This window comes from Anaerosalibacter bizertensis (genome assembly GCF_009696605.1).
Lineage (GTDB): Bacteria > Bacillota > Clostridia > Tissierellales > Sporanaerobacteraceae > Anaerosalibacter > Anaerosalibacter bizertensis.
This window is the reverse complement of record NZ_VULR01000013.1, coordinates 15,566-41,999: the sequence shown is the minus strand read 5'-3', so window position 1 is coordinate 41,999 and position 26,434 is coordinate 15,566. Positions and strand designations below refer to the sequence as shown.

General features: G+C 32.7%; 20 protein-coding genes. 2 read left to right on the top strand and 18 right to left on the bottom strand.

The genetic code is table 11. From position 1 onward, the window contains the following. Nucleotides 1-4: 4 nt before the first annotated feature. Together FYJ27_RS09575 and FYJ27_RS09570 are read right to left on the bottom strand one after the other, a co-directional pair. On the bottom strand, nt 5-1,885 hold the full coding sequence (locus FYJ27_RS09575) for an OPT family oligopeptide transporter (protein WP_154484659.1): 1,881 nt from the start codon (nt 1,883-1,885) through the stop codon (nt 5-7). A gap of 370 nt (nt 1,886-2,255) precedes the next feature. Next, on the bottom strand, nt 2,256-6,614 hold the full coding sequence (locus FYJ27_RS09570; RefSeq protein ID WP_154484625.1) for a S8 family serine peptidase: 4,359 nt from the start codon (nt 6,612-6,614) through the stop codon (nt 2,256-2,258). A gap of 381 nt (nt 6,615-6,995) precedes the next feature. Here FYJ27_RS09570 and FYJ27_RS09565 point away from each other — a divergent pair, with 381 nt between their 5' ends. Continuing rightward, nucleotides 6,996-8,288, top strand: coding sequence for a methyl-accepting chemotaxis protein (locus FYJ27_RS09565; protein ID WP_154484624.1), 1,293 nt, complete (start codon nt 6,996-6,998; stop codon nt 8,286-8,288). Nucleotides 8,289-8,333: 45 nt separating this feature from the next. Further along, a complete protein-coding gene (locus FYJ27_RS09560) occupies nt 8,334-8,858 on the top strand; it encodes an ECF transporter S component (protein ID WP_154484623.1) in 525 nt (174 codons plus the stop codon). Between the two features lie 66 nt (nt 8,859-8,924). Here FYJ27_RS09560 and FYJ27_RS09555 read toward each other — a convergent pair whose 3' ends face one another. The 16 genes from FYJ27_RS09555 to ypeB form a co-directional block, all read right to left on the bottom strand. Then, nucleotides 8,925-9,542 carry a hypothetical protein gene (locus FYJ27_RS09555; RefSeq protein WP_154484622.1) on the bottom strand — a complete coding sequence of 206 codons (618 nt, stop codon included), beginning with the start codon at nt 9,540-9,542 and terminating at the stop codon, nt 8,925-8,927. 3 nt (nt 9,543-9,545) lie between these two features. After that, nucleotides 9,546-9,818, bottom strand: coding sequence for a hypothetical protein (locus FYJ27_RS09550; protein ID WP_154484621.1), 273 nt, complete (start codon nt 9,816-9,818; stop codon nt 9,546-9,548). A gap of 113 nt (nt 9,819-9,931) precedes the next feature. Then, nucleotides 9,932-10,363 carry a Fe-S cluster assembly sulfur transfer protein SufU gene (sufU, locus tag FYJ27_RS09545; RefSeq protein WP_154484620.1) on the bottom strand — a complete coding sequence of 144 codons (432 nt, stop codon included), beginning with the start codon at nt 10,361-10,363 and terminating at the stop codon, nt 9,932-9,934. After that, nucleotides 10,353-11,576 carry a SufS family cysteine desulfurase gene (locus tag FYJ27_RS09540; RefSeq protein ID WP_326831071.1) on the bottom strand — a complete coding sequence of 408 codons (1,224 nt, stop codon included), beginning with the start codon at nt 11,574-11,576 and terminating at the stop codon, nt 10,353-10,355. Before FYJ27_RS09540 ends, sufU begins: the two co-directional genes overlap by 11 nt. After that, nucleotides 11,577-12,680 (bottom strand): SufD family Fe-S cluster assembly protein, encoded by a 1,104-nt coding sequence (locus FYJ27_RS09535; protein WP_154484619.1) that lies wholly within the window; start codon nt 12,678-12,680, stop codon nt 11,577-11,579. Nucleotides 12,681-12,690: 10 nt separating this feature from the next. After that, on the bottom strand, nt 12,691-14,100 hold the full coding sequence (gene sufB / locus FYJ27_RS09530; RefSeq protein WP_154484618.1) for a Fe-S cluster assembly protein SufB: 1,410 nt from the start codon (nt 14,098-14,100) through the stop codon (nt 12,691-12,693). A gap of 21 nt (nt 14,101-14,121) precedes the next feature. Then, complete coding sequence (gene sufC / locus FYJ27_RS09525) at nt 14,122-14,865, bottom strand: Fe-S cluster assembly ATPase SufC (RefSeq protein ID WP_154484617.1); 744 nt, start codon at nt 14,863-14,865, stop codon at nt 14,122-14,124. A 182-nt stretch (nt 14,866-15,047) separates the two neighbouring features. Then, nucleotides 15,048-15,812, bottom strand: coding sequence for a lysine 5,6-aminomutase subunit beta (kamE, locus tag FYJ27_RS09520; protein WP_154484616.1), 765 nt, complete (start codon nt 15,810-15,812; stop codon nt 15,048-15,050). Beyond that, a complete protein-coding gene (gene kamD / locus FYJ27_RS09515; RefSeq protein WP_326831070.1) occupies nt 15,812-17,368 on the bottom strand; it encodes a lysine 5,6-aminomutase subunit alpha in 1,557 nt (518 codons plus the stop codon). The genes kamE and kamD overlap by 1 nt, the downstream gene beginning before the upstream one ends. A gap of 14 nt (nt 17,369-17,382) precedes the next feature. Next, entirely contained in the window at nt 17,383-19,014 is a 1,632-nt protein-coding gene (kamC, locus tag FYJ27_RS09510) for a lysine 5,6-aminomutase reactivase ATPase KamC (RefSeq protein ID WP_154484615.1), read from the bottom strand. Between the two features lies 1 nt (nt 19,015). Further along, on the bottom strand, nt 19,016-20,050 hold the full coding sequence (gene kamB, locus FYJ27_RS09505) for a lysine 5,6-aminomutase reactivase subunit KamB (protein ID WP_226808344.1): 1,035 nt from the start codon (nt 20,048-20,050) through the stop codon (nt 19,016-19,018). A gap of 51 nt (nt 20,051-20,101) precedes the next feature. After that, nucleotides 20,102-21,364, bottom strand: a complete 1,263-nt coding sequence (gene kamA / locus FYJ27_RS09500; protein WP_154484614.1) for a lysine 2,3-aminomutase — start codon at nt 21,362-21,364, stop codon at nt 20,102-20,104. Between the two features lie 91 nt (nt 21,365-21,455). Then, on the bottom strand, nt 21,456-22,493 hold the full coding sequence (gene kdd / locus FYJ27_RS09495) for an L-erythro-3,5-diaminohexanoate dehydrogenase (RefSeq protein ID WP_154484613.1): 1,038 nt from the start codon (nt 22,491-22,493) through the stop codon (nt 21,456-21,458). A gap of 228 nt (nt 22,494-22,721) precedes the next feature. Then, nucleotides 22,722-24,116: a sigma-54 interaction domain-containing protein gene (locus tag FYJ27_RS09490; protein ID WP_154484612.1), complete on the bottom strand. Its 1,395-nt coding sequence runs from the start codon at nt 24,114-24,116 to the stop codon at nt 22,722-22,724. An 85-nt stretch (nt 24,117-24,201) separates the two neighbouring features. After that, nucleotides 24,202-25,008, bottom strand: coding sequence for a glutamate racemase (gene murI, locus FYJ27_RS09485; RefSeq protein WP_154484611.1), 807 nt, complete (start codon nt 25,006-25,008; stop codon nt 24,202-24,204). Between the two features lie 59 nt (nt 25,009-25,067). Beyond that, nucleotides 25,068-26,432, bottom strand: a complete 1,365-nt coding sequence (ypeB, locus tag FYJ27_RS09480; RefSeq protein WP_326831069.1) for a germination protein YpeB — start codon at nt 26,430-26,432, stop codon at nt 25,068-25,070. Nucleotides 26,433-26,434: the final 2 nt, after the last annotated feature.

Here is a 26,434-nt window from a genome sequence, read left to right as displayed (position 1 = left end):
AGTTTTATTCTTTGTCTGTCTTTAACCAGAAAGAACGTCTTATAAGGGTTATGCATAGTAATGCAAAGAATATAAGTGAACCCCATTGGCCCAATGCATTATTACCAAAGGCAATTGCATCTCCTAAACTTCTAGGATCTCCAGCTGCAGTTACTCCTGCAGGTATTATTGCAAATATTGCAAGTAATATACCTATTAAACCTTCACCAGCTATTAATCCAGAAGAGTATAGTACTCCACTATCAACTTTCTTTCTAATAGTTATTTCATCTTCTTTTCTTCTTTCTAAAAGACCTCTCAAAACTCCACCTACCATTATAGGTGTACTTAAGTGGATGGGTAGATAAAGTCCTACTGCAAATGGAAGAACTTGAATACCTAGAAGTTCAACTACAATACCTATTCCTATACCAGCAAATACTAGTACCCAAGGAAGGTTTCCACTCATAACTCCTTCTATAACCAATTTCATAAGGGTAGCTTGTGGTGCTGGAAGTTCTGCTGAACCAAAGCCCCAAGCCTTGTTTAGTAATGATAATACAAAACCTATAGCAAGACCAGAAGCTAACACTCCTATAAGTTCTCCATATTGTTGTTTTTTAGGTGTAGCTCCTACTAAGAATCCAGTCTTTAAGTCTTGAGACATATCTCCTGCCATTGCTGATATAATACATATTACAGTACCTACAGATAGAGCTCCAATCATTCCTGCCTCTCCATCAAAACCTATTGCTTTAAATATAGCACTTGTAATAAGAAGTGTAGCTATAGTCATTCCTGAAACTGGGTTGTTACTACTTCCTACAAGTCCTACTAGTCTAGCTGATACTGTAGCAAAGAAGAATCCAAATATTGCAATTATTATAGCACCTGCTATACCTACTGGTATAATAGATGTACTTGCTATGAATACAACTAAAATTATAATTCCTATAAGTGCAACTTTTCCTGACATATCTTCATCTGTTCTAATACTTCCACTAGTACCTCTAGATTCTTTAAATCCTCCCATTGCTTCTTTAAATGTTCTAAATATTAAAGGTAATGATTTGATCAAACTAAATATTCCTCCAAATGCAACTGCTCCTGCTCCTACATATCTTAAATAATTAGACCATATATCCCAATAACCTAATTGGCTTAGTGGGTCAGTTGCTGGATAGATTATATCTGGTATAAACTGTCCTAAGTGGGTCATTAGTGGAATAATAACTAACCATCCAAGTACGGCACCAGATAACATATAAGCTGAAATCTGTGGACCTACTATGAAACCAACTCCCAATAGTGCTGGAAGAGTATCCATACCTATAGCAGCGCCTTTATAGCCTTTTAATCCATATTCTATTTCACTTGGGAAAAGCTTGATTCCATCAGTTATAAATTTAAACAATGAACCAATTCCCAATCCTTGAAATACAGTCTTTGCTTGATTACCACCTTTTTCACCTGCCATAAGTACTTCAGCACAAGCTGTACCTTCAGGATAAGGTAGTACTCCATGTTCGTTTACTATCAATGCTTTTCTGAGAGGAAGCATTAAAAATACTCCCAATGCTCCACCTACTAATGCTATAACTATTATATTTATCATACTAGGTGGGGCCATGCCTAATTCTTGTGACCAAATAAATAGTGCAGGTAATGTAAATATAGCACCTGCTGCCAATGATTCTCCAGCAGAACCTATTGTTTGAACCATATTATTTTCTAGTATAGAGTCTCTTTTTAAAATACCACGTATAATTCCCATAGATATTACAGCTGCTGGTATAGAAGCACTTATAGTCATACCAACTCTGAGCCCTATATAAGCATTTGCTGCTCCAAATATTACAGACATTAATATTCCAATAATAATAGATGTTGCAGTCATTTCTGGCATTACCTTATCTGCTGGTACATAAGGTTTAAACCCTTTTGGATCTTTCACATTATCACTCAAAATTTCCCCTCCTTATTAAATAATTTTAATATTTTTAATACTTTGTTAATAAGTATAAGCTTGTGTTTTACAAGCTTATAAAACTTATCAGAATATTTAGATGTAACTTTATTATATGACAATTCATTTTCCTAGTCAACTTTAATTTGAAATAAATCTATAGTTTTACTTTAATGACTTTAACTAGGAAAATGTTTTAGGAGGATATTTAATATATAATAAAAAATTATAACACTTTATCATGGTAATGTAAAGAAGAAACAAGCGGAGAAATCCTCCGCTTATTTATAATACTTAATCCTCCTCAGTTTTAGAAAAGTTTCTTAATAAACCAAAACATTCCTCCTCTTGTACTTATCCTTCCTTCAGCTACTTCTACTACAGTATTTCCATAGGTATCTGTAAATTGAATTTCTACTATGGCTTCTTTTATAGATACTCCCTTTGGTACAGTCCAGGTTCCCTTGTAGAATCCCGGCTCTTCTTCTATCATTTCTATTCCCGAACCATTACTACTTTGTAATGTAGCTGGAAGTAGTATTCTAAATTCACCTTTTCCTCCTGTTGTTTCACTCCTGAAACTAACCTCTACTTTACCCCCTGGTCTAACTTTTATATTTTTATCTGGTTTAATATCTGTTATAGTTGGTACATCATTACTTAGATATACCTTTCTTTCCACTACAGTTTCATTTCCTGCCAAATCTGTAGCTTTAACAACTATATTGTTTTCACCTGAATTTATTAGTACCCTTTCTTCAAATGTTCCATCTTCATTTACTTTTATTTCTTTTTCATTGACAAACAATTTACTGAAGTGTTCATCTTCTGCCGATCCTACTATATGAACTACCTCTTTATTTGTCTTCATGCCTTCTTCTGGTGATAGTATATTTAATTCTGGAGGAGTTTTATCTTTAATAACTTTTACTGGGGTTGACGGTTCTGTTTCTTTCCCGTTTGCTGCCGCCGTTACAGTAATATTGTTTTCATCTTTTGGTAGCTCTACCTCTCCTGAGAACTTCCTGTTCTTTGATTGCACTTCCAGTGCTTTCTCCCCATTAATATATATATTCACCTGGGCATCTTTTATTACTGAACCTTCAACTTTTATACTGTCCTTATTTACATAGTTCACTTCTTTAAGGTTGGTTATATCTGGTGCTTCTAGAGAGTACTCCATTATTCCTCTAATCATTACATTTCCATAGTCTTGTGTTAGCTTTTGGAAACTGCCATCTGAATGTAGATAGGATCTGCCTTCAAATTTACCATTTTCATCTATTCCAGTACCTGGCGATTCATCTCCAATTTTATTTTGGAATGTAGCTATATAGAAATCCCTATCTGTAGCAAATCCAAAATCTGATAGTTCTATATAGTTCCATTTACCCCTTTCAATAGTTACATATTTAGGTTTTCCTATCATTTCTCCTGGTTCTCCATCTGGTTTGCTATCAAATAGTACTACACCTATTTCATTACCACCAGGGCTTGGCCAAGAGTTGTCCCAGAAATATATATTTGCTCCTTTTACCTTTCCATATTCTGAAGGGGTCATCCTAGTTGCTAGTCCATCACCAGCAGCTCTCAATACCAATGCATTTTCAGCAGTCCCATCATCATAGACTAGATCTTCTTCATAGCCTACAAACCTTTTAAGGGGTATCTCTACTTCATTGTCTTTATTTGGCTCTACCTTTATAGATATCTCTCCAGGTTCAAATCCATCAGCAATGACTTTTAATGTGTAGCTTCCTTCAAATATATCTGGCATTATAAATCTTCCATTTTCATCTGTTACTACTTCTTCAATTCTTGAGTCTTCTTTAATCCTAATCTTTGCATTTTTAGCTGGTTCTTTTGAATGTCTATCAAATACTTTTCCTACTATTCTTCCTGTAGGTATTGGATCTAGCTTGAAGTTCTGCTTTATAGTTTCCCCATCTTTTAGTTCTACTTTTGCTTCTTTTGGATAATATCCATAGGCTTCTGCTCTAAGGGTCCAATTTTCTCCAGTTTTATTGGCAGCATGTTTCAACATATAGCTTCCATCTGCCGGATTGGTCCTTATACTTTTACCTGTTTCTAAAACTGTTATTACAGCATCTATTGGAAGGCTTGATGTTTTTATTTCTCTATCTTTAGCTTGGTCTAAAATCTTTTCATATTTATCTATAGTTCTTTTGTTGCTTTTTTCAATCTTATATTCTAAATCTCCAGGTTCTACATAACCTTCTTTTATTTCTTCTCCGTCTTCCAATTCTTCATTATTTTCCATTTCTTCTTTCTCAATTTCAATATTTTCATTGGCTTCTACTGATTTTAAAGATACACTATCTATATACCATCCAAGTTTATTTACAGATATATCTGATGTAAATCTAAATCCTATAAACACTGGATCTTTTGAGCCTATATAATCATTTAAATCAATAGATACTTCTTCCCAACTCTTCCCATCTCCTGAATATTCAGGACCTATTTTTGTCCAATTTTCCCCATAATCATTGGTTATAAGAACCTGTCCTTTATCATATCTGGCCTCAGTCTCATACCAATGGAAAAAATTAAAGGCAACCGATTCTAAATTTTCATTCCTTAAATCTATAGGTGGAGTAATGAGCAAGCTGTCTTGCTTGTTAGAATATTTTCCATCTAATTTTGTGCCTATTAGATTTTCTCCAGCATATGGCTTTGGTCCTCCACTATCTGAAGGGGTTCCCCACTCCCATTCTCCCGCTATTTTCCAACCTAATGGATAATCATCAAAATTGGTTTCATATTCATCTGGAAGTATACCAAACTTCACCCCTATTTTATACTCTTCTGTCTCTACTATATTTCCCCCAAAGTCTCTTGCCTTAATTTTATATGAAATACCTGGTTCCTTAACTAAATCTGCAGGTATTGTTCCTTTATATATACCTTCTTTTTCATTTCCCGATTCTAATTTTAAAGGTAGTACTATCCAATATTTACTTGAATCCTGTTTTACATATAGTTGAGATTCTACTATAGACACATCATCTTTTATCTTAGCTTCTATAGATATATCTGAGCCTATAAAGGTTTCCTTTATAGGTTTATGTTCTATTTCTGGATCATCTAAATCTTCTCCATCTATTGAAACCCTTCCTTTAATAGTTCCACTGCCTGTTGAAACCTTTGAAACTGCATCAAATACATTTAAAAGCCCATAACCATATCCAAAGTTTGGTGACTCTTCATATTGAGTATCTGTAAGTGGAGTAGCTGTCTCTTGAATAATATTTTCTATCTCATCTGGTGAAAGAGAGTTATTTGCTGATAATAACAAGGCTGTAGCTCCTACTACATGTGGAGTTGCCATACTTGTACCATTCCATCCACCTTCATATCCTCCTGGTACTGAAGATCGTATACCTACTCCCGGTGCTGATATCTCTGGTTTTATATCCTCACCATAAGGTCCTGGACCTTGTTTAGAGAAACTTGCTCTTTTATTCGATTTATCTGTAGCTGCTACTGCAAAACTTTCTGGATAGTTAGCCGGGTTAGGGATTGAACCAGGTTGTGATGGACCAAGTCTTTCATTTCCTGCTGCAAATACTGGAAGTATACCTGCCGCTCTCCAAGCTTTAACCATATCCCTATACCATTCATCAAGGGTATTTCCACCACCACTACTCCAAGAGTTATTTATTACATCTGGTGCCAAGGATGGATCTCCACCTGGTGCCAGCATCCATTCTCCTGCTGCTAAAAGCCAGTTATCATATCCACCTTCTTCACTAAAGGCTTTTGCTGCAATCCATTTAGCTCCTGGAGCTACACCTATTTTATTTTTTCCTTCTGGTCCCTGCCCAAGTATAGTTCCTAAAACATGGCTACCATGAGGTGAACCAGCTTCATCATAAGGCATATCCCTATTGTTTACAGCATCGAACCAGTTGCCTTCTGAATTTGGTTTTTCTGGATTGTTTGGATCGTAGCCTCTCCAACCCTTTCTTAAAGCTTCATGGGTCCAATCTGCTCCTGTGTCAATCAATCCTATTACTGCTCCTGAACCATCTATACCTAGATCCCAAGCTAGTGGTGCTCCTACTTTTTCTATATTCCATTCTATTTCATCATCACTTTCTAATATACCTTTCATATTCTTAGGATTAGGTCTATTATTATCAATTTTTCTATTTAGATATATTTTTTCTACTTCGTCCATATAAGATATATTTTTCACAACATCCCTATTCCCTTTTACATATACCATATTTACTATATAGTAGGACTCAAAATTTGATACCCTGTTTTTTTCCTTTTCCTGTTCTAAATACTTTATTAAATCTAACTGGCTAGTTTCTGCTTTGTCCTTTAAAGTATTTAGTAGAGCTTTTCTACCTGATAGTTTCCTTTCATAAGGAGTTTTCCCCTCTAAATTTGCCTTTGCTACCTTATCTGGATCTACTCTATCTTTTAAATAAACCAAAACCTCTACATCTTCATTTTTGTCAGTGACCTTCTGTACATCTGGATGGATCTTTTTCTTTGCTTGTTCTTCTAGCTCTTCTTTTAAACTATTTACACCTTCATTTAAATTCTTTTCGGTAAATGCTGTAAAAGAGCTAAATAAAAGTATAAATACAAGCAAAGTTGAAAGTACCTTTCTAATATCTCTTTTCCCTTTCATATATCCCTTTACCCCCTGTTTTATATTAAATATAAAAGATATACCTATGATTGATCCTTATCTCACCACCTTATAAATATATTTGTATATCTTTTTTATTTGTAAACTTCTTATCTGATTTCCAGGGTTTTCCTTATATGAGATTATAACACTTGCCTTTTTTATCTACAATGAAAACCGTTCTAAATTTTCTGACATTTTAGGATAGTTTTTTAACCTATTTTGAAAATATCAGATTTTTATCTTAAAAAGAGACAAAAGTCTCATGAAGACTAGTAAAAATGAGTCCTTTGTCTCCTTGTTTTTTGTCTATATGTCAAATAAGATAACAATAGTAAGAAAAAAATAGCAATTTTTAGAAAAGATTGAGGGGGATATTTAATGAAGGAAAAAACCTTAAAAACAGTTAAAGTAAGGCGTTGGAAGTTTACTATTCTACTTATATTGGTAGGGATTTTAACAGCTGGGCTATTCTATACCTCATACTACGAAATATCAAATTTACTTAAAAACAATAACCTTCAACTTACAGGTTTAAGCAAATACATAAATAGTTTCACAATTAGTCTATCCGTTGCAATTGTTTTGGTCATATTTTTATTCTCTTTTCATAAGGACTTTAGTCACATTTCCTCCCATATTAGAAAAGTGAGAAGAGGAGATTTTACAGAACAAATTGATGTAGATAGAATTCATAAAAACAGCAAATTATATAATACTGCCAGAGAATTCAATGTTATGAGCAATAAGTTAAACAATACTATTAAAGATGTTGTGAATATGACCAATAGTGTAAAACATCATTCTAAGACCTTAGAGTTGATATCAAAAGAAGAAGAAATAAATGGTGGAAAATTAAACTATATGACTGAAGATATCAAACTTAGCTTAGAAGCTCAAGGTGAGTATTTAGATGATGCCTTTAATGGACTTTGTGGGGTATATGAAAAGGTTGATGTAGTAGATGAATCTCTTTTGGTTATGAGAGATGATGTAGAAAAAAAGATCAAAATAGCTTCAGCAGGAAAGGATTCTTTTAACTATTTAAACCGTGAAATCAACAGTTTAGTTAATCTATTAGAAGAAAATATAAGTAGAGCAGATAGTTTAAAACTTCATATTCACAATTTAAAAGAGTTTGTAGAAAATGTTGAAAATGCAAATGAAAAAGTTGGTATCTTAACTTTAATTGCAAATGTAGAAGATGATAACGATAAACAACCTGAAGCTAATAAAGAAATTAAAGCCTTAAGTGATGAAATTGAAGAATCTATAAAATCTATTTCTACTACTTTTGAAGATATAGATAAGGATCTAAGAAATTTGCATCATGATGTAAAGGGGACTAAGGATACTCTTCATAGTCAAAATAAAAGATTTAATAGTATTAATAAATATAGTTATGCAATTGATGAGTTTTTAAAATATAGCCAATACAATATAGATAAAAACTTGGAAGTATTAAGGGACATTGTAGATAGCAAGGAAGAAATATTTGCTTTTAGAGAAAATATTGCTAATGCAAATATTTGTATAACTGAGAAGGTAGAGAATGTTTCCTCCATCTCTAATAGACAATTAGAAAATACATGGAAAATAAAAGATTATTCTAAAGATTTATTCTCCCTATCCAGGAACTTGAAAAAAGAATTAGAAGAATTTAAAGTAAAGTAGTATAATTAAGATGGGACACTAAACAATATAGGAAGGAGAATTTATATGAAGTATAAAACAAAGGACTTAGTTATGGCTGCTGTATTACTTGCAATAGGTATTGTACTACCAATGGCTTTTCATATGTCTGGAATTAAAGGATCTATTTTTTCACCTATGCATCTACCAGTATTACTTGCAGGACTTATACTAGGCCCATCTTTAGGATTAGTTGTAGGGATACTTGCACCAATACTTAACTCTTTAATAACTGGTATGCCTCAAATACCATTTCTTTGGATAATGGTTGTAGAACTAGGGTTTTATGGACTTATATCTGGATTATTATATAAAAAAATAGGAATGAAACTTATGCCATCTTTAATATTCTCTATGATTATAGGACGAATAGGAGGAGCCCTTTCAATAATACTTTTTACTTTAGTTTTTGGGCTAAAATTGCCTTCTCCTATGCTTTTTCTTAAAGGATCAACTATTACTGCAATACCAGGGATTATAATTCAAATTTTACTTATCCCGATTTTAGTTAATTTTTATTCTAATAAAAATAGGAGCATCCTGGGCCAGTGAGACTTTTCTCACTGGTTTTTATTTTAGAATAAATAAATCCAACTATATAGTACTATATAGTTGGATTTATAGTATAAAACTTTCTATTTCTTCAATATATCTATCCCATTCCATTTTAGTTGTATCTATAATTAACTTTGAAAGGGATGTTTCTTTTGAAAAATTTAAAAGTGTTCTCTGCATATTCACATATTTTTCTACTGCTCCATCTATTCCTCCAAAGGATAAACAATAGTTTTTCCAAGTTGCAGGTCTTCTAGGAAAAGTATCTATAAGCCTTTCTTTCACTACATTTTCATCCATCATAAGGAGTATAAGTTTAAAGTTCATATTGTTTAGTCTATTGTCTATATCTTTAAAGGCATTGAAAGAACTACCTTCTACACTATGGGTCATATGGAACCTCTCTAGTATAAAAAAAGGTTTCACCCTTTCCAAACTAGTATTTTTAAATCGGGAATTATAGAAATTGAAATAAACTTTTTCTAAGATATCCACATATCCTTCTAAAAGCTCTACCCTTTTATCCACAGTTGGCTCAATATTTTCCACAATTCTTTCTGTTAAATATTCACTTAATTGTATCTTACTCTGCTTTTCTCTATACCAGTCCCTATTAGTTAGCTTTTCAAATATAATGGATTTTCCTGAAGCAGATATTCCTTCAATTATAACTCCTGACATCTACTATTTAATTCCTCCAAACCTTTCCAGTTTATTTATTTCTCTTTCCATTTTTCTATTTAATTCCTTTACTTCTTTTGTTAATCTCTCAATAGATTCTATGCCATCCCTATCCCCACTACAGATTGTCTTTAAATCCTTATCTATTTTGCTATCCAATCTGAGAACATACCCTTTTAAAGATGTAATATCGTTTTTTATTCCAGAAACTTCAGATCTTAATCCTAAAATATCCCTTCTAAGCTGAGATATTTCCATTCTCATATTATCGTCCATATCTTCACCTTCTTCTAGTTTTATGTCTATATAGACTATAATATCAAATAATACTAGAATTTAAAAGCAAGTATGCTTCAACTTTTAAAATGGATATGCTCTTTTTAATTATCTTATTTAACTTTTTCTAAGGCTATTTTCAATGTATGCCAAGACAGGACTCCGCATTTTACCCTTGCTGGCATATTAGAAATGTTCTTTAAAAATATAGCATCTCCTAATATCTCTAGTTCTTCCTCATTATCTATTTCTTTCCTTATCATCTTCAAAAATATATCTACAATTCTTTCAGCTTCATATATTTTTTTACCTCTTATCAGGTCTATCATCATAGAAGTAGAGGCTTGTGATATTGCACATCCCACTCCTGAAAAAGAGGCGTCTACTATTGTATCTTCTTTTACTTTTAAATGGAGTATTATCTCATCTCCACAGCTAGGATTATGTCCTTTTTCTGAAATAGTAGCATCTGGCATTTCTACTTTATTTATAGGATTTTTATTATGTTCCCTTATAAGCTCTGTATATATTTGATTAAGATCCATATCCTAAAACACCCCTTACTTCTCCAAGAGAATCTACTAATCTATCTATATCTTCAAAAGTATTGTAGAAATAGAAACTAGCTCTACATGTTGAATTAAGTCCCATATATTTCATAAATGGTTGAGCACAGTGGTGACCTGCCCTTATGGCTACATTGTTATTGTCTAATATAGTTGCTACATCATGAGGATGAACGTCTTTAATATTGAAGGATAGTATACTCTTCCTATTTCTTAAATCTTCTCCTCCATAGACTTTTACATATTTATTCCTTTTTAATCTTTCCAATGTATATTTTAATAGTTCTTCCTCAATAGCCTCTATGTTTTCAATTCCTATATTTTCAATATAGTCTATAGCCGCTGATAAAGATACTACTCCTTCTACATTTTGAGTCCCTGCTTCAAATTTATATGGAACTTCATCAAAGCTTGTCTCATAAAGATCTACATATTCAATCATATCTCCACCTGATAGGAAAGGTTCCATTTCTTCTAGTTTTTCAAGTTTTCCATAAAGCACCCCGATCCCCATAGAAGCTAGCATCTTATGTCCCGAAAACACTAAAAAGTCTGGTTTCAAATTTCCTATATCTACTTTCATATGGGGTACACTTTGAGCTCCGTCTATTATAGTAGTTGCTGAATATTCTTTTCCCTTTTCTATTATATATTCTATAGGATGAACCATTCCAAATACATTGGTTAGGTGGGACAAGCTTATGATCTTCGTATTTTTATTTATCTTTTTATCTATATCTTCTTTATACATCTGTCCATTTTTATCACAATCTAAATATACAATTTTAGCACCAGTTTTTTTAGCTACTATCTGCCATGGAACTATATTGCTATGGTGATTAGTAATAGCTAAAAGAATCTCATCTCCAGCATTTAAATTATTCACGCCATAAGAATAAGCTATAAGGTTTAGAGCTTCTGTAGCATTTTTGGTAAATACTATTTCTCTTGGATTCTTTGCTCCTATGAACTTAGCTACCTTTTTCCTTGTATTTTCATATAGTTTTGTTGCATTGATACTTAAATAATGGGCTCCTCTATGAGGACTCCCATTATAAAGTTTATTGTATTCTTCTATGGCTTCTATTACTTGTAAAGGCTTTTGAGTAGTGGCCCCATTATCCAAATAAGCTATAGTACTGCCATTTATTTTTTGTTTGAGAATTTTAAAATCTGCTTTATAATCTTTCACCTAATCCCCTCCTAACCTATCCTTTACAAGATTTATTATGTTTTTTTTCGTATTCTCTTCAGGTAAACCTTCTAATATTGGGACAAAGGATGATTCTACTACGAGGATTTTAGCTGCTTCTTTATCCAATCCCCTATTCATCAGATAAAACATTTTGTTCCCATCTAATTGACCAGCACTAGCTGCATGATCCCCTATTACATCATCTTCTGTGCAAAATAATGCTGGAATAGCATGGCTTTTTACATCTTTATTCAATAAGGTTACATATTCCTTAGCACTGCCTTCTGATTTTTTGCAACCTTTTTTAAAGTTTTCTGTACTCCTAAATACTTTCCAAGCCTTATCTGTTAGAGCCCCTACCGATTCTACATAACCTTTAGCATTTCTACCTAAAAAGTTAATATCATAATTAAAATCCATTTTATCCTTATCTGTTCCTAGATATACGTTCTTTATATCGCAAAAACTCCTATCCCCTTTAAGCTCTACATCATAATTAACCCCTTTTAGTTTCGAGCCTAGTTGAATATCTATTATATTTACTTCTGCATCTTCATTTACAAATATTACACTAGAATCAAAATGTTGAATTTTTTGAGAATAGTTCTGTATTCTATATAGATTTAATTTTGCCCCTTTTTCTACATATATCTTTGTGAATCCATTATGAAAACCATTAGTCTTTTTATCATCTTCATAATTTATAAATATATCTAACTCACTATTTTCTCTACATATAATAAGGTTATGATCTACTAAAATAGGGTTTTCTGAATCTATATTCAAATCTATTCTTGCCCTATTTCCTTTATCTCCAGCTTCAATATCTATAAAAAGACCAGTATTAGAAAAACCTTCTGAAAATCTTAAAAACTTCTCTCCTAATCCATAGTTTTTATCTAGTTCTAAATACTTTATATATTTAAAGCATAGCTCTTCATCTACATCCATTACATTGTTAAAATTCTTTTCAACTATAATATCCTTGTTGTAATCCAACACCTTTTCTGGGAATAGTATCTTTTCATTTATTCTCTTCCAATATGGATTAGGAAGCATTTCATATTCTTTTATATTCTGAGCCCTATAATTTTTCAACATATTAATCCTCCTAACCTATTGTGCCTTCTAATTCAATATCTATAAGGTTATTTAGTTCTACAGCATATTCTAGAGGCAACTCTTTTGTAATAGGTTCTACAAATCCTCTTACTATCATGGCCTTAGCCTCTTCTTCACTCATTCCTCTACTCATAAGATAGAATATACTTTCGTCAGATATCCTTCCAATTTTTGCTTCATGCCCTATATCTATATTGTCATTTTTAAATTCCATAATAGGGAGAGTATCTGATTTTGAATCATTATCTAGCATCAACGACTCACAGTTCACTGCAGCTTTAGCTCCACTGGCTTCTTTAGTTGCTTGAAGAAGTCCTCTATACATTGCAACTCCTCCTGATTTTGATATGGACTTTGAATTTATAATGCAAGAGGTTTCCGGGGCAGCTAATAATACTTTTGCTCCAGTATCCAATATTTGACCTTCACCTGCAAAAGTCACTCCTGTAAATTCTGATTTAGCTCTTCTTCCTTTCAGAATACTCATAGGATATAGCATAGATATTCTGGAACCAAAAGAACCAGATACCCATTCTATTGTTCCTTCTTCTTCAACTAATGCTCTCTTAGTGTTGAGATTGTACATGTTTTTTGACCAATTTTCTATTGTAGAATATCTAAGTTTGGCACCCTTTTTTACAAATAACTCTACTGCTCCAGCATGGACATTTTGAACATTGTACACTGGTGCTGAACAGCCTTCTATAAAATGAAGTTCTGCACCTTCATCTACTATAATCAATGTATGTTCAAACTGGCCTGCCCCTTTTGCATTAAGCCTGAAATAAGATTGGATAGGTATATCTACTTTTACATCTTTTGGTACATATACAAAAGAACCACCAGACCATACTGCACCGTGCAAGGCAGCATACTTATGGTATGATGGGGGTATTAGAGTCATAAAATATTTCTTCACTATATCTTCATACTCTTTAACAGCAGTTTCCATATCAAGGTATACTACGCCTTGTCTAGTTAGTTCTTCTTTAGTATTGTGATAGACAACTTCTGAATCATATTGGGCACCTACACCTGCTAAAGATTCTCTTTCTGCTTGAGGTATTCCAAGTCTTTCAAAGGTATCCTTTATATCTTCTGGTACTTCTTCCCAACTATGACTCATATCTGTATCTGGTCTAATATAGTGGACTATATTGTCCAAATCAAGTTCAGAAAGATCTGGTCCCCAAGTAGGTACAGGCTTACTATTATATATTTCTAAAGACTTCAACCTAAGGTCTAACATCCATTTAGGTTCATCTTTCTCTTTAGATATTTCTTTTATTATGTTTTCATTTAAACCTTTTATAGTTGCAAATCTATGTCTCTCTTCATTAGCTATATCATAAATAGTTCTATCAATATCCTCTACATAAGTCTTCTTCCTAGATTCCATTATTATCTCTCCTTATTCAAATTACTTCTTGAAGTGTTCATAGCCTAATTCTTCTATCCTATTAGCAAGATCTGCACTTCCTGTTTCAACTATCTTTCCATCTACCAATATATGAACAAAATCTGGATCTAAATAGTCTAATATCTTATTATAATGGGTTATAACCAAGAAGGATTTTTTACCATCTTTTAAAGTCTTTATACCTTCATATATGACCTTTATAGCATCTACATCTAGTCCAGAATCAGTTTCATCCAATATAGCTAATTTAGGATCTAGAATGGCCATCTGAAGTATTTCATTCTTTTTCTTTTCTCCCCCTGAAAACCCTACGTTTAAATATCTTTCTTTATATTCTTCTGGAATTTGTAATAAGTCCATTTTTTCTTTAAGCTGTTTTTGAAATTTTAATATTGGTATATTCTCTCCTGTAACAGCCATTTTTGAAGTCCTTAAAAAATTTTCTACAGTTACTCCTGAAATTTCTTCTGGATATTGAAAAGAAAGGAATAATCCTTTTTTAGCCCTTTCATCTACTGAAAGCTCATTTATGTCTTCACCATTGAAGTAAATACTTCCATCATCTATCTTATACTCTGGATGCCCCATCAATACATTGCCAAGAGTAGATTTCCCTGCTCCATTTGGCCCCATTATTAGATGGGTTTCCCCTTCATTAATTTCTAAATTGAGTCCCTTTAATATATTTCTATCTCCTGCTGAAACTTTCAATTCATCTATTTTTAATAGTAGGTTATTATTCATAATTATCCCCTTCCATTTGAGAATGATTTTCATTGTTAATAATATTATATATCTACTACTAAAAAAGTCAACTATATAAAATAAAATCAGGGGAGGTTAGTACTAACCTCCCCTGATTTTAAAAAAATGGATAGACTTCCGGACGTCTATCCATTTTCATAATATTTTATATTGTTATAGTCTTATATAAGGTCTCTGTTAACTATTTCTGTAACTATAAAGCTAGCTACGTCTTCTGCAAAGCTTCCTGTTCCAAATCCTGCATCATAGCCAAGTTCTTTTGCTAATTCATGGCTTAATCTTGGTCCACCACAGCAAAGAACTACTTTATCTCTTAAACCTTCTGCTTCTAATAGTTCAACTAATTCTGTTAAGTTTGGTATATGAACATCTTTTTGAGTTACTACTTGGGAAACTAATATTGCATCTGCATTTAATTCTATTGCTTTTGCTACTAATTCTTCATTAGGTACTTGGCTTCCCATATTTACTGCTTCTATTCCTTCATATCTTTCAAGTCCAAAATGGCCTGCATAGCCTTTCATGTTCATAATAGCATCTATACCTACTGTATGAGCATCTGTACCTGTACAAGCTCCTACTACTACTACTTCTCTTTTTATATTTTCTGCTATATATTCTTCTACTTCTTCTTTACTCATAGTATCTACTTCAACTTTTGGTACTTCTATCTTTGAATAATCAACAGTATGTTGACATTTTCCATAAGCAACAAAGTAAGTGTATCCTATGCCTAAATCTTGGTGATAAACCACACTTGGTTCATTTAATCCCATTTTCTTTAATAATTGTTTTGCTGCTTCAACTGCTTCGTCTCCATCTGGTACTGGTAATGTAAATCCAAGTTGCATCATTCCATCGTTCATTGTATCCCCATAAGGTTTTACTTTTGTTAAATCCACTTTTTCAGTTTCTATTGTTGCCATTATCTTTCACCTCCAAGCATTAATTCAATGAATGGGTTAAAGTATCCTTCATCTTTTTTAGCTACACCTTCAAGTCCTTTTCCGCCATCTCTAGCTCTCTTAACGCCACCGAATTTACCTTTTTCGATAGTTGAGAATAATCCTTCTTTTTCAATTTGTCTTAGAAGTTCTTCTGCATCTCCTAATACTTTTTGTGCTCTCTTTTGAATGATTCCGCCATCTTTAAATGTTATTTCATTTCCTAAATCTCTAGCATTGTTAAAGATATACTCTGCATTTTCTATTGATAAGAATCTATCATGTAAATGTGGAGTATGAATTGCTTCAGTAAGCATTCCAAGAAGTTGAATTCCTTGGTTAGTCATTATAGCTACCATGTTAAACAATGCGTCTTGTACATGTCCTTTGAATATATTACCTGTCATAAATTTAGTTGGAGGCATGTATTTTAATGGTGCATTAGGGAATATTTCCCTTGCCATTTGAGCTTGTGAAAGTTCATATAAGAATCCATTTTCTACATCTGGATCCATTTCAAATGCATGACCAAGTCCCATTTGTTCTTCTGGAAGTCCTGCTTTTAGTGCAAATTGTTCATTTATAAATTGACTAGCAAGTACAGTATGAGCTGCTTCTACTGCGTCATCTGTAGTTAGATAGTTATCTTCACCAGTGTTTATAATAATTCCTGCATATCCGTTTATAACTCTTGAGAAGTATTGGTCAACTAATGTTCTTTGCATGTTGATATCTCTAAATAGTATTCCATAAAGAGCGTCATTTAACATCATGTCTAGTCTTTCCATTGCTCCCATAGCTGCAATCTCTGGCATACAAAGTCCTGAACAATAGTTACAAAGTCTAATGTATCTTCCTACTTCTTCTCCTACTTCATCTAATGCTTTTCTCATTAATCTAAAGTTTTCTTGTGTTGCATAAGTTCCACCAAATCCTTCTGTTGTTGGACCATAAGGAACATAGTCAAGTAAACTTTGGCCTGTAGTTCTAATAACCGCTATAACATCTGCACCTTGTTTTACTGCTGCTTTAGCTTGAATGATATCTTCATATATATTTCCTGTAGCAACTATAACATAGATATAAGGTTTTTCTCCTTCACCTATTGTATTTAGATATTCATCTCTTTTTTCTCTATTAGCTTTAATCTTTGCTACATTTTCTTCTGCTATTGGATAAATAGCTTCTCTAATTTTTTCTTCACTAGCTATATCTAATCTAGTTATATCTAATTCGCCTCTTGAAATTTTTTCCGCTATAGTTTGTGGGTCATCTCCTGTTTGAACGATAGCATTTCCAATCCAGAATGCTGCTCCTCTTGGTAGTCCGCCACCTTCTTTTATATTGTCTACCAATACGTTTGGTAATGGTTTTTCGATTTCATCTACTCCATCAACTCCAAGAAGTCTTGTAACTGTTCTTTCTGTAGCTGTAGTAGTATGTGCATCTATAAATTCTTGAACATCGTCTGCAATATTTGCAGCTGCTGTTCTAGCACTGTCAATTATTTTTGAATCAAGATTTAATTTGCTTTCCACAATGTCTACCTCCTTTATTTTTCTTCTAATATGTTTTCTGCTTCATGTATAATTTTTTCATCTAGTCCCATTAGCCTTGCAATATTTAGTGCATCCTTTGGAACTTCCTTTTTACTTTTTACTTCTACCAGTCTATAATCCATATACCTATTTATTATGTCCATTTTGTCTAGCTCTCTATCCTTCAATTCTTCGTTAAGTTTTTCAAACTCTATATCTGAAAGCCCTACTACTTGAAGATGGGCTACGCCTTCCATATCTGCAATATTGTCATAATGTGTTGTTACTAATGTTATTGAATTTTTATCTTTTAAGAATTTTATAAGTGCTTTGGATATAGCATATCCTTCTTGTGGATTGGTTCCACGGGCCAACTCGTCTATAAGGATAATCCCTTTCTTATGAGCTATTTCAATAGCTTCTTGAACCAATTTTATTTCTCCGCCAAAGGTACTAAGGCCCTTATCTGTAGATTGCATATCTCCTATAGATGTACATATAAAGTTACTTAGTCCAAGTTTCATACTATCTGCTGGTACAAATAAGCCATGTTGAGCCATTGCCGCAAGAAGTCCTACTAGTCTCAAGCTAACAGTTTTCCCGCCCATATTAGCTCCTGTAATACAAGCTGCACCTTCTTTTAGATCTATAGATATTGGAGTGAATTCTAATTCCTTTTTATTTAAAAATTCTTCTACTTTTGGATGCCTGCCTTCTTCAATGACTAAACAATGTTCCTTTACAATCTCTGGCTTAACTGCATTAGTTTCTATGGCAAACTGAGCTTTTCCCAGGATAAAATCCAGTTTACCAATACTAGCCATATTTCTGAAAAGTTTTTTTCTAGAATTGGCTATTTGCTTACTTATTTCTTCACGCACTTTGTACTCTTCTTCTTCTTCTCTTTCTTTGAGATTGAAAAGTTTTCTTTCTAAATCAGAAATTTCTTCCGTTGACTTTATAGTAAACTTCACGTTCATATAGGTTTCCGAAACATAGGTTAAATAGGGGTTAGTGTCAATTTTATCTAAAACACTTTGGTTCTCTTTAGGAACTACTATAGAACCGTCTGGACGAAATCTCATATTTAGGTCTTCTTTAACCTTATCTTTTATTTCTTTTTTCCTTTTCTTTATCTCTCTATCTACTTCTTTTTTTTCTTTTCTTATATTTTTAAGTTTTTTAGAATAAGAATCATATATATAAAATGTAGCAATCTTTGTATCATCCGGGTCTAACAATTTTTCTAACTTTTCTATAGGTTCTATTTCTATATCCTTCCAATCATCCATTCCGTACTTTTTTAAAATTTTATCTAAATCCCTTATTAAGAAAAGAAAAGTTTTTATTTCAAATAACTCTACTTCTGATAGGACACAGCCTTCCATAGTCCTTTTAACTGAAGTTCTTAAATCTTTTGTATGTGCAAATATATCATTTATTTCCCTTGAAAAGTCATGATCTTTTGCATATTTTAAAAATTGTTCTATTCTTTGTAGCTCCTCTTCTAGCCTTTCCTCTTCACCAGGTAAATAGGGTCTCATATTTTCCTTATATCCTTTACCATAAGGGGTATATGTCTTTATCCTGCTCAACACATAATCAAAGTCCAAACTTTTTCTTGTCAATTCATTCATAAATTCCATATTATTCACCACCAAGAACTACGTCTATAACTGGTACTTCTTTTACGTAGCCTTTCATTTTTTCTAAAAATTCCCTTGGGTCAAAATAATATCCTTGAGGAGCATAAGGGTTTGTTGTAATGGCTACAAGCTCTATACTATTTAGCACTTCTACCTTAACGCCGTATCGCTGAAATCTAAGCCAGTCTTTTGGTTTAATAAATACTTTAGTACCATCACTTATTATTATCTTTACATTTTTATATTTTCTTGTGGTTTTAATCATATCTTCTATCGTATTTTTAACTAGGGAGCCAGATACTACTACGTATTTAGTATCTTCACTTATATGATCTCCAATGATATTACCACAACTTAAAGCCGTTCTCACTTTTAATGGTTCTATTTCGTAATCTTCGTTTATTAAGCAAACTTTTCCGGACTCAACGATCTCTTCAATTAAAGGTCTTGCTTTTTCATCTTTAACTTCTGGTAATTTTAAAAGGTTCACTACATGTAGTGTTTCTTCTATAACTTTATTCATGTTCCTACTTAATGTAGCACCTGTAGATAGGATAGTGCCTTCCGAAACAGAGGGGGCTGCTGAGGATATCCTATCTAGGGCTCCATCAATTATTACAAATTCCGCCCCAAGTTCTAACATTATATTGGCAACTTCTTTAGTCTCTTTTACAGTTTGGGGGCCTCCTATTTGAACATATCCGCTATCCTTTACACGACCAATGATTATAGAACCAAGGGGGGTTCTATAGTCTGTTACGCTGATAATCTCTACTTTTGCATCTCCTAAAAGAAGCATATCTGAAGTAGTTGCAACCAAAGTCCCTTCTTCAACAAATATCTTTGGTTTTTCCGTTTCAGTTACTAGGTCTAAACTTTCCCCGTCCCTACCTATAGATGTGATACCGACTACTACCGATTCATCTATGGCTTCTCCTATAAGATGGTTCAACGTCATGGTTTTTCCTGTGTTTTTGGCCATTCCTACTATAGATACAGTTTCATACTTTCCTCTTATCAGCTTCAATAAAGACAATTAGAACACCCCTTCTTTCTATTTGAAATCAATTAACTGACTATTTATTAATTACTTATTTCTCTTTTCAGCTCTTTCTCTTCTTAATAGTTTTGTAGGTTCTAGTACTTTTACATCTTTACCTTCAAATAATCCTGCTACTCCAGTAGAATATTGTTTCTTTTCTTTTTGACATGCTTCACAGTTACATTCTTCTTCTATATATTGTGGTTCTGTATAAGTTGTAATAACACCTTCAAAGTTTCTTAATACAACTTTTGATGGTGACATACTGATTAGATATTGTGGCATAACTGGAGTTTTTCCTCCTCCACCTGGAGCGTCAACAACAAATGTTGGTACTGCATATCCTGAAGTATGTCCTCTTAATGATTCCATGATTTCTAATCCTTTTGAAACTTTAGTTCTAAAGTGTTCAATACCCATGGATAGGTCACATTGGTAGATGTAGTAAGGTCTTACTCTCATCTTAACTAATCCATGCATTAATTCTAACATAGTATTTGAACAGTCATTAACTCCTCTTAGAAGTACAGATTGGTTTCCTAGTGGAATACCAGCATCTGCTAATTTTCTACAAGCTTCTGCTGCTGCAGGAGTAATTTCTTTTGGATGGTTAAAGTGTGTATTTAACCAAACTGGATGATATTTTTTAAGCATGTTTACTAGATCATCTGTAATTCTCATAGGCATAACTACTGGTGTACGTGATCCTAATCTAACTATTTCAACGTGTGGGATTTCTCTTAATTTCTTGAAAATGTATTCTAATTTGTCATCTTCTACTAATAAACAGTCTCCACCTGAAAGTAATACGTCTCTTACTTCTGGAGTATTTCTAATGTATTCTATACAAGCGTCGATTCTTTCCATTGGTACTCCAGAATCATTTTGTCCAGCAAATCTTCTTCTTGTACAATGTCTACAATACATTGAACATTGGTCAGTTATTAAGAAAAGTACTCTGTCTGGATATCTATGAGTAAGTCCTGGTACTGGTGAATCTGCATCTTCATGTAGTGGGTCTTCCATGTCACCAAATCCAGCATGAGTTTCCATTATAGTTGGAACTGCTTGTTTTCTAACTGGACAGTTTGGATCTTCTGGGTCCATTAATGAAGCATAGTATGGGGTGATACCCATTCTAAATTTCTTTAATACTTCTCCTATATCTTTTGCTTCTTGATCAGTTAATTTAATAACCTTCTTTAAATCTTCTACATCAGTGATTCTATTTTGTACTTGCCAATGCCAGTCATTCCATTGCTCTTCTGTAACATCTTTCCAAAGTTCAATATCTTTATATGATCTCATCTTAAAAAATCCTCCTTTTAATTATGTGAATTTAAATATATTTTATTTAAGTCAACATCAATATAATGTTTGAGTTAACTTAAAGTGTACTTTAAGCATATAGTTTTTCAAAGATATCTCTTAGTGCTTTTGATTCTCTCATGATTTGTAATGAAATTTCTGCATGACCTTTAGTATATCCATTTCCTACTACCATTTCTACGTCTTTTCCTACTCCTTCTGCTCCTAATGCTGCTTTTGTGAAGCTTGTTGCCATACTGAAGAAGTATACTAATCCTTCATCTTTTGTTACTAAGATACTTGCCATTTCTGTATTTGGTATATTAACTATATTTATAGTTACATCTGCCATTTTTCCATCAGTTACATCTGCTATTTTGTTCATTACTGATACTGCATCTGTTGCATCTGCTTGAATGTATTCGTCTGCTAAATCTGCTGCCTTAGCTCTTTTTAGTCCTTCTTCACTATAATCTAAGCAGATAACTTTTCCTGTAACTCCTGCTCTTTTCTTTGCTTCATATAGGCAAAGCATTCCTGCTTTTCCTGTTCCACCTATTATTACTACTGTGTCCCCAGGGCTTACCATTTTAGCTGTTTGAGCTGGTGCTCCTGCTACGTCTAATACTGATAGTACTAAGTTTTCTGGTAGATCTTCTGGAATCTTTGCATAAAGTCCTGATTCAAATAGTATTGCTTTTCCTTTTATGTCTACTTGATCTATTTCTGGTCTTATATCTGTTATTTCATCAATTCTTAGTGGAGTTAAAGATAGTGATACTAATGTTGCTATCTTATCTCCTACTTTAAGGTCAGTTTTTCCTTCTAATGCTGGTCCAATTTTTTCAACTGTTCCTATAAGCATTCCACCTGAACCTGTTACTGGGTTTTGGTGTTTACCTCTTTCATCTACTATGCCTTTCATTATCTTCTTGATACCTTCAACATCGCCTTTTGCTTCATCACTTATTTGAGTAAAACTTGCTGAGTCAATATTTAATGTTTGTACATCAATAAGTATTTCATTGTCGTAGATTTCCATATCATTGCTGATTTTAAATGCTGGTTGTGGTAATACACCCTTTGGTTCTAAAACTCTGTGTGTTCCATAAGGACAACCTTTTTTCATTATGCTCTCCTCCTTATTTATAAAAGTAGATAAACTGTGTTTGCCAATATATTAACAATTCACAAAGCAACTATAAAATAATGCAACTAACGTGCCAAAAAATATAAAAACTTGTTAAACCCCTTTAAATTGGGTATAAGTATTTTTTAAGGGAAAATAAATTGTGCCAAAAACGTTTTTTTAGCCTAATATTCGGCATTATTCTACTAAAGTTTTGGCACTAGAATCTTATTTTAGATTATATTTATTTATTTTGTATTGAAGGGTTTGCCTTGGAATTTTAAGCATTTCTGCTGTGTGAGTTATGTTTTCATTATTTGTTTTTAAAGCATTCAATATTATATTTTTCTCAGTATCTTCTAAAGTCTCTTTTAAAGATTTTGTTCCATTCTGTCTTATATTCTTTTTATAATTTCTAAATTTAGAAGTTAAATGTTCTACTTCTATTGTTTTTACATCATAAATACTCATTATTCCTTCAAGCAAATGCTCTAATTCTCTAACGTTTCCCTCCCAATCATATTCAAAAAATATTTTCATTACTTCATTAGAAACATTTTCTACATTTCTCCCTAATTTTTCATTGAATTTTTCGATGAAAAATTTAGTTAGTATAGGAATATCATCTTTTCTTTCTTTAAGAGGGGGTATTTCAAAACTTACTACATTCAATCTATAGTATAAATCTTTTCTCATTTGCTTTGTTTCCACTGCCTCTTCTGGTGGTACATTGGTTGCTGTAATAATCCTTACATCTACATCTACAGTCTTTATATCTCCTACTCTTCTTATTACATTATCCTGTAGTACTCTAAGAAGTTTGGCTTGTAATTCCAAAGGCATTGAGTTTATTTCATCTAAAAATAATGTGCCGCCGTTAGCCAATTCAAATAAACCTGGTCGGTCTTCAGCTCCTGTAAATCCTCCCTTTACAGTTCCAAATAGTATTCCTTCTAATAAATTGGCTGGTAAAGCTGCACAATTTTGAGCAATAAAAGGTTTGTCTTTTCTAGAACTTGCATTGTGAATAGAGTGAACAAACAACTCCTTTCCTGTTCCTGTGTCACCATATACCAGGACAGGGGCATCTGTATCTGCAGCCCTTAGGGCTAAAGATTTAAGATCTAACATTTCCTTATTTTCTCCTATTATATCCATGAATGTATATTTAGCTCTTTTATTCTTTTTATTCTTTTTTTTCTCTTTTTTCTTTCCATTATACAATTCATCTTGCAATTCTACTATAGTTTCTGACATTTGTTTTACTTGGGTTATATCCCTTGATATTTCTAATGCACCTACAATTCTTTTTTTAGACTTTATAGGTATGGATGAGTTTATAGTGGTTATTTTTTTACCTTTATAGTTTATAAAAGTCTGTTCTACATTTAATATAGGTTCTCCAGTTTTCATAACAGTGAGAAGGGTGCTAGTTTCATACGAAAGGGAAGGATATACCTCTAATATATGTCTTCCTATAGCTTTGTCCCTATCTATATCATCAATAAGTTGAGCAAATCTATTATAATAAACTATTCTACCATTCTTATCAATAATATGGATTCCTTCATCGATATAATCTAATATCTCATAAACATTTTCCTTTATAAAACTATCGTTCATTCTACACCTCCTATAAATGCTAGATTTTGGGCAGTACCTGCTAAAGATTAGGCACTATTTAGTGCCTTTTTTTATATTAATAGTACTAAAGTACTTCTATATTAACCTTTTGAATTGTGGCAATTTCTTTTCTCAGTATATTTCCTCCTATTCTTCTAAACTTTTCTGGATCATCACTAACATAAAATTCGTATTTAGCTCCATCTACTTTTTCTGATAAAAGTCCTTCTTCTTTGAGAAGTTTTTTAGTACATTTTGCTGTTTCATAGGCTGGATTTATAAGTTTAACCCCATCTCCCATAACTTTTCCTACAGTATATCTAAGTATTGGATAATGAGTACAGCCTAAAACCAAAGTGTCAACGGTATGCTCTTTTAATCCTGAAAGGTATTTTTCCGCTGTTATAAAGGCTACGTCTGTATCTTCCCACCCTTCTTCTACTATAGGAACAAATAGAGGACAAGAAATTCCAATTACTTCTGATGAAGGATGAGCTCTTCTTATTTTCTTCTGATAAGCTTCACTATTTATTGTCCCTGTAGTACCTATGACACCTACTTTATTATTCTTTGTTGAAGATACTGCTGCATTAGCTCCTGGATCTATTACTCCTAGTATAGGGACTTCGAAAACTTTTCTTGCTTCTTCCAAAGCCATAGCACTGGCAGTATTGCAGGCTATTACTATTGCTTTTATGTCTTTGCTTAAGAGGAATCTAATACATTGAAAAGAATATTTTATAACTGTTTCTCTCGATCTTGTCCCATAAGGGATCCTAGCTGTATCACCAAAATATACTACATCTTCTCCTGGAAGTTGTTCCATTATTTCTTGAAGGACTGTAAGTCCACCGATTCCTGAATCAAAAACACCTATGGGCCTATTGTCCATTAAAATTCCCCCTTTTATCTATATTGTACAGATAAAAGGGGGAATTTACAACTATTTTTTTAAAAGGTCAGTGTACCATTTTCACTTTTAATTATTTGAAGTATATCTTCCTCTTTCCCATTTAGAGCATTTATATAAATGATAAAATCTGAACCTTTATATTTTCCTTTAAATTCATAACAGAGTATTTCTTTACTTCCTTTTGGTATCATTGCCAATCGAGTACTATCTATATCAAAATCTATTTTTACAGATTCTCTTGCTTTTTCTGGAGTAATATTTGGCTTTTGTATATTTCTCTTTTTGTGATTCATAAGATAAGCAGCTGAATCAAAACCTATTATTTCTCCATTGTCTAATGCCACTTTTAATTTTATAAGATCTGGATATACTGTTACATTTCCTTCCTTATAAGCAAAGTTAAATACTGCTACGCCATCATATTTTAAAGAATAATTAGGCTCCATATTGGTAAATCCTTTTTCTTTTAAAAATTTTAATGCCTCTTGTTCTGCCTGTTTCATAGATAGATTGTTTTTAGAAACCCTCCTAGGGTTTACCATCCATACTACATTGCCACCTTGTTTACTTACCCCCATATATATTGCCATATCTTTTGAAGTGTTTTTAGGCAGTACATTGAATGTATGTGAAGGTATGGCAACTTTAGAAATATCCTTACCTTCTTCAAAGGAAGTTATTTCATCTACTTTTTTATCTCCTACAAATTGTTTTGCAATCCTTTTGGCCTCGTCTTTTGTAACCTTTTTGTTCCCCAATCCTACAGGCTTTTTATTTAACCTTTGGTCTGAAAAAGGTCCATCATATATTAGTTCTGGAGATTTCCCCATCTGTTTTTCAAAACTTACAAGCCTTGTTTGTAACATTTCTTTATTTACCTGTTGCAATTTATTCCTTTCCTTTGCACTAGTTCTTGAAGCATTAAAATCTCCTTCCAATATTTTATCATGTAAAGCAGATAGTTCTTTATTAAAATTTGATGTGTTTCCTTGAAGGTTAAATAAAGTCTCTCTTTGTTTATTAGTCAGTTCTTTTCCATCTAAATGATCTTGTATGAGGGAATAACTATAATCTGCTACCTGGGTTAAAAACTTCTGTGTTTTTGCTATATCTGCATGAGTTACTGGCATCTGTGATAGTTTATCTTGAGCAAAATAGGCCTCATTCATAACTTGGGATAATAATAAAACATTTTGTTCTTTAGAATCTGATACTAAGGCTTTAGAAAGAGATACTTGCACATTTTCTACGTGTTTTTTTGTGTCATAAAAAAGTCTTTGATAATGGTTGGTTAGTGCTGTTTCATAATCATTCTTTGTATTGAACTGGTTATATCCCCATACCAATGCTACAACAAGAACCAAAGACAACACGGTAGGAATTATCCATCTTCTATTATCCACTA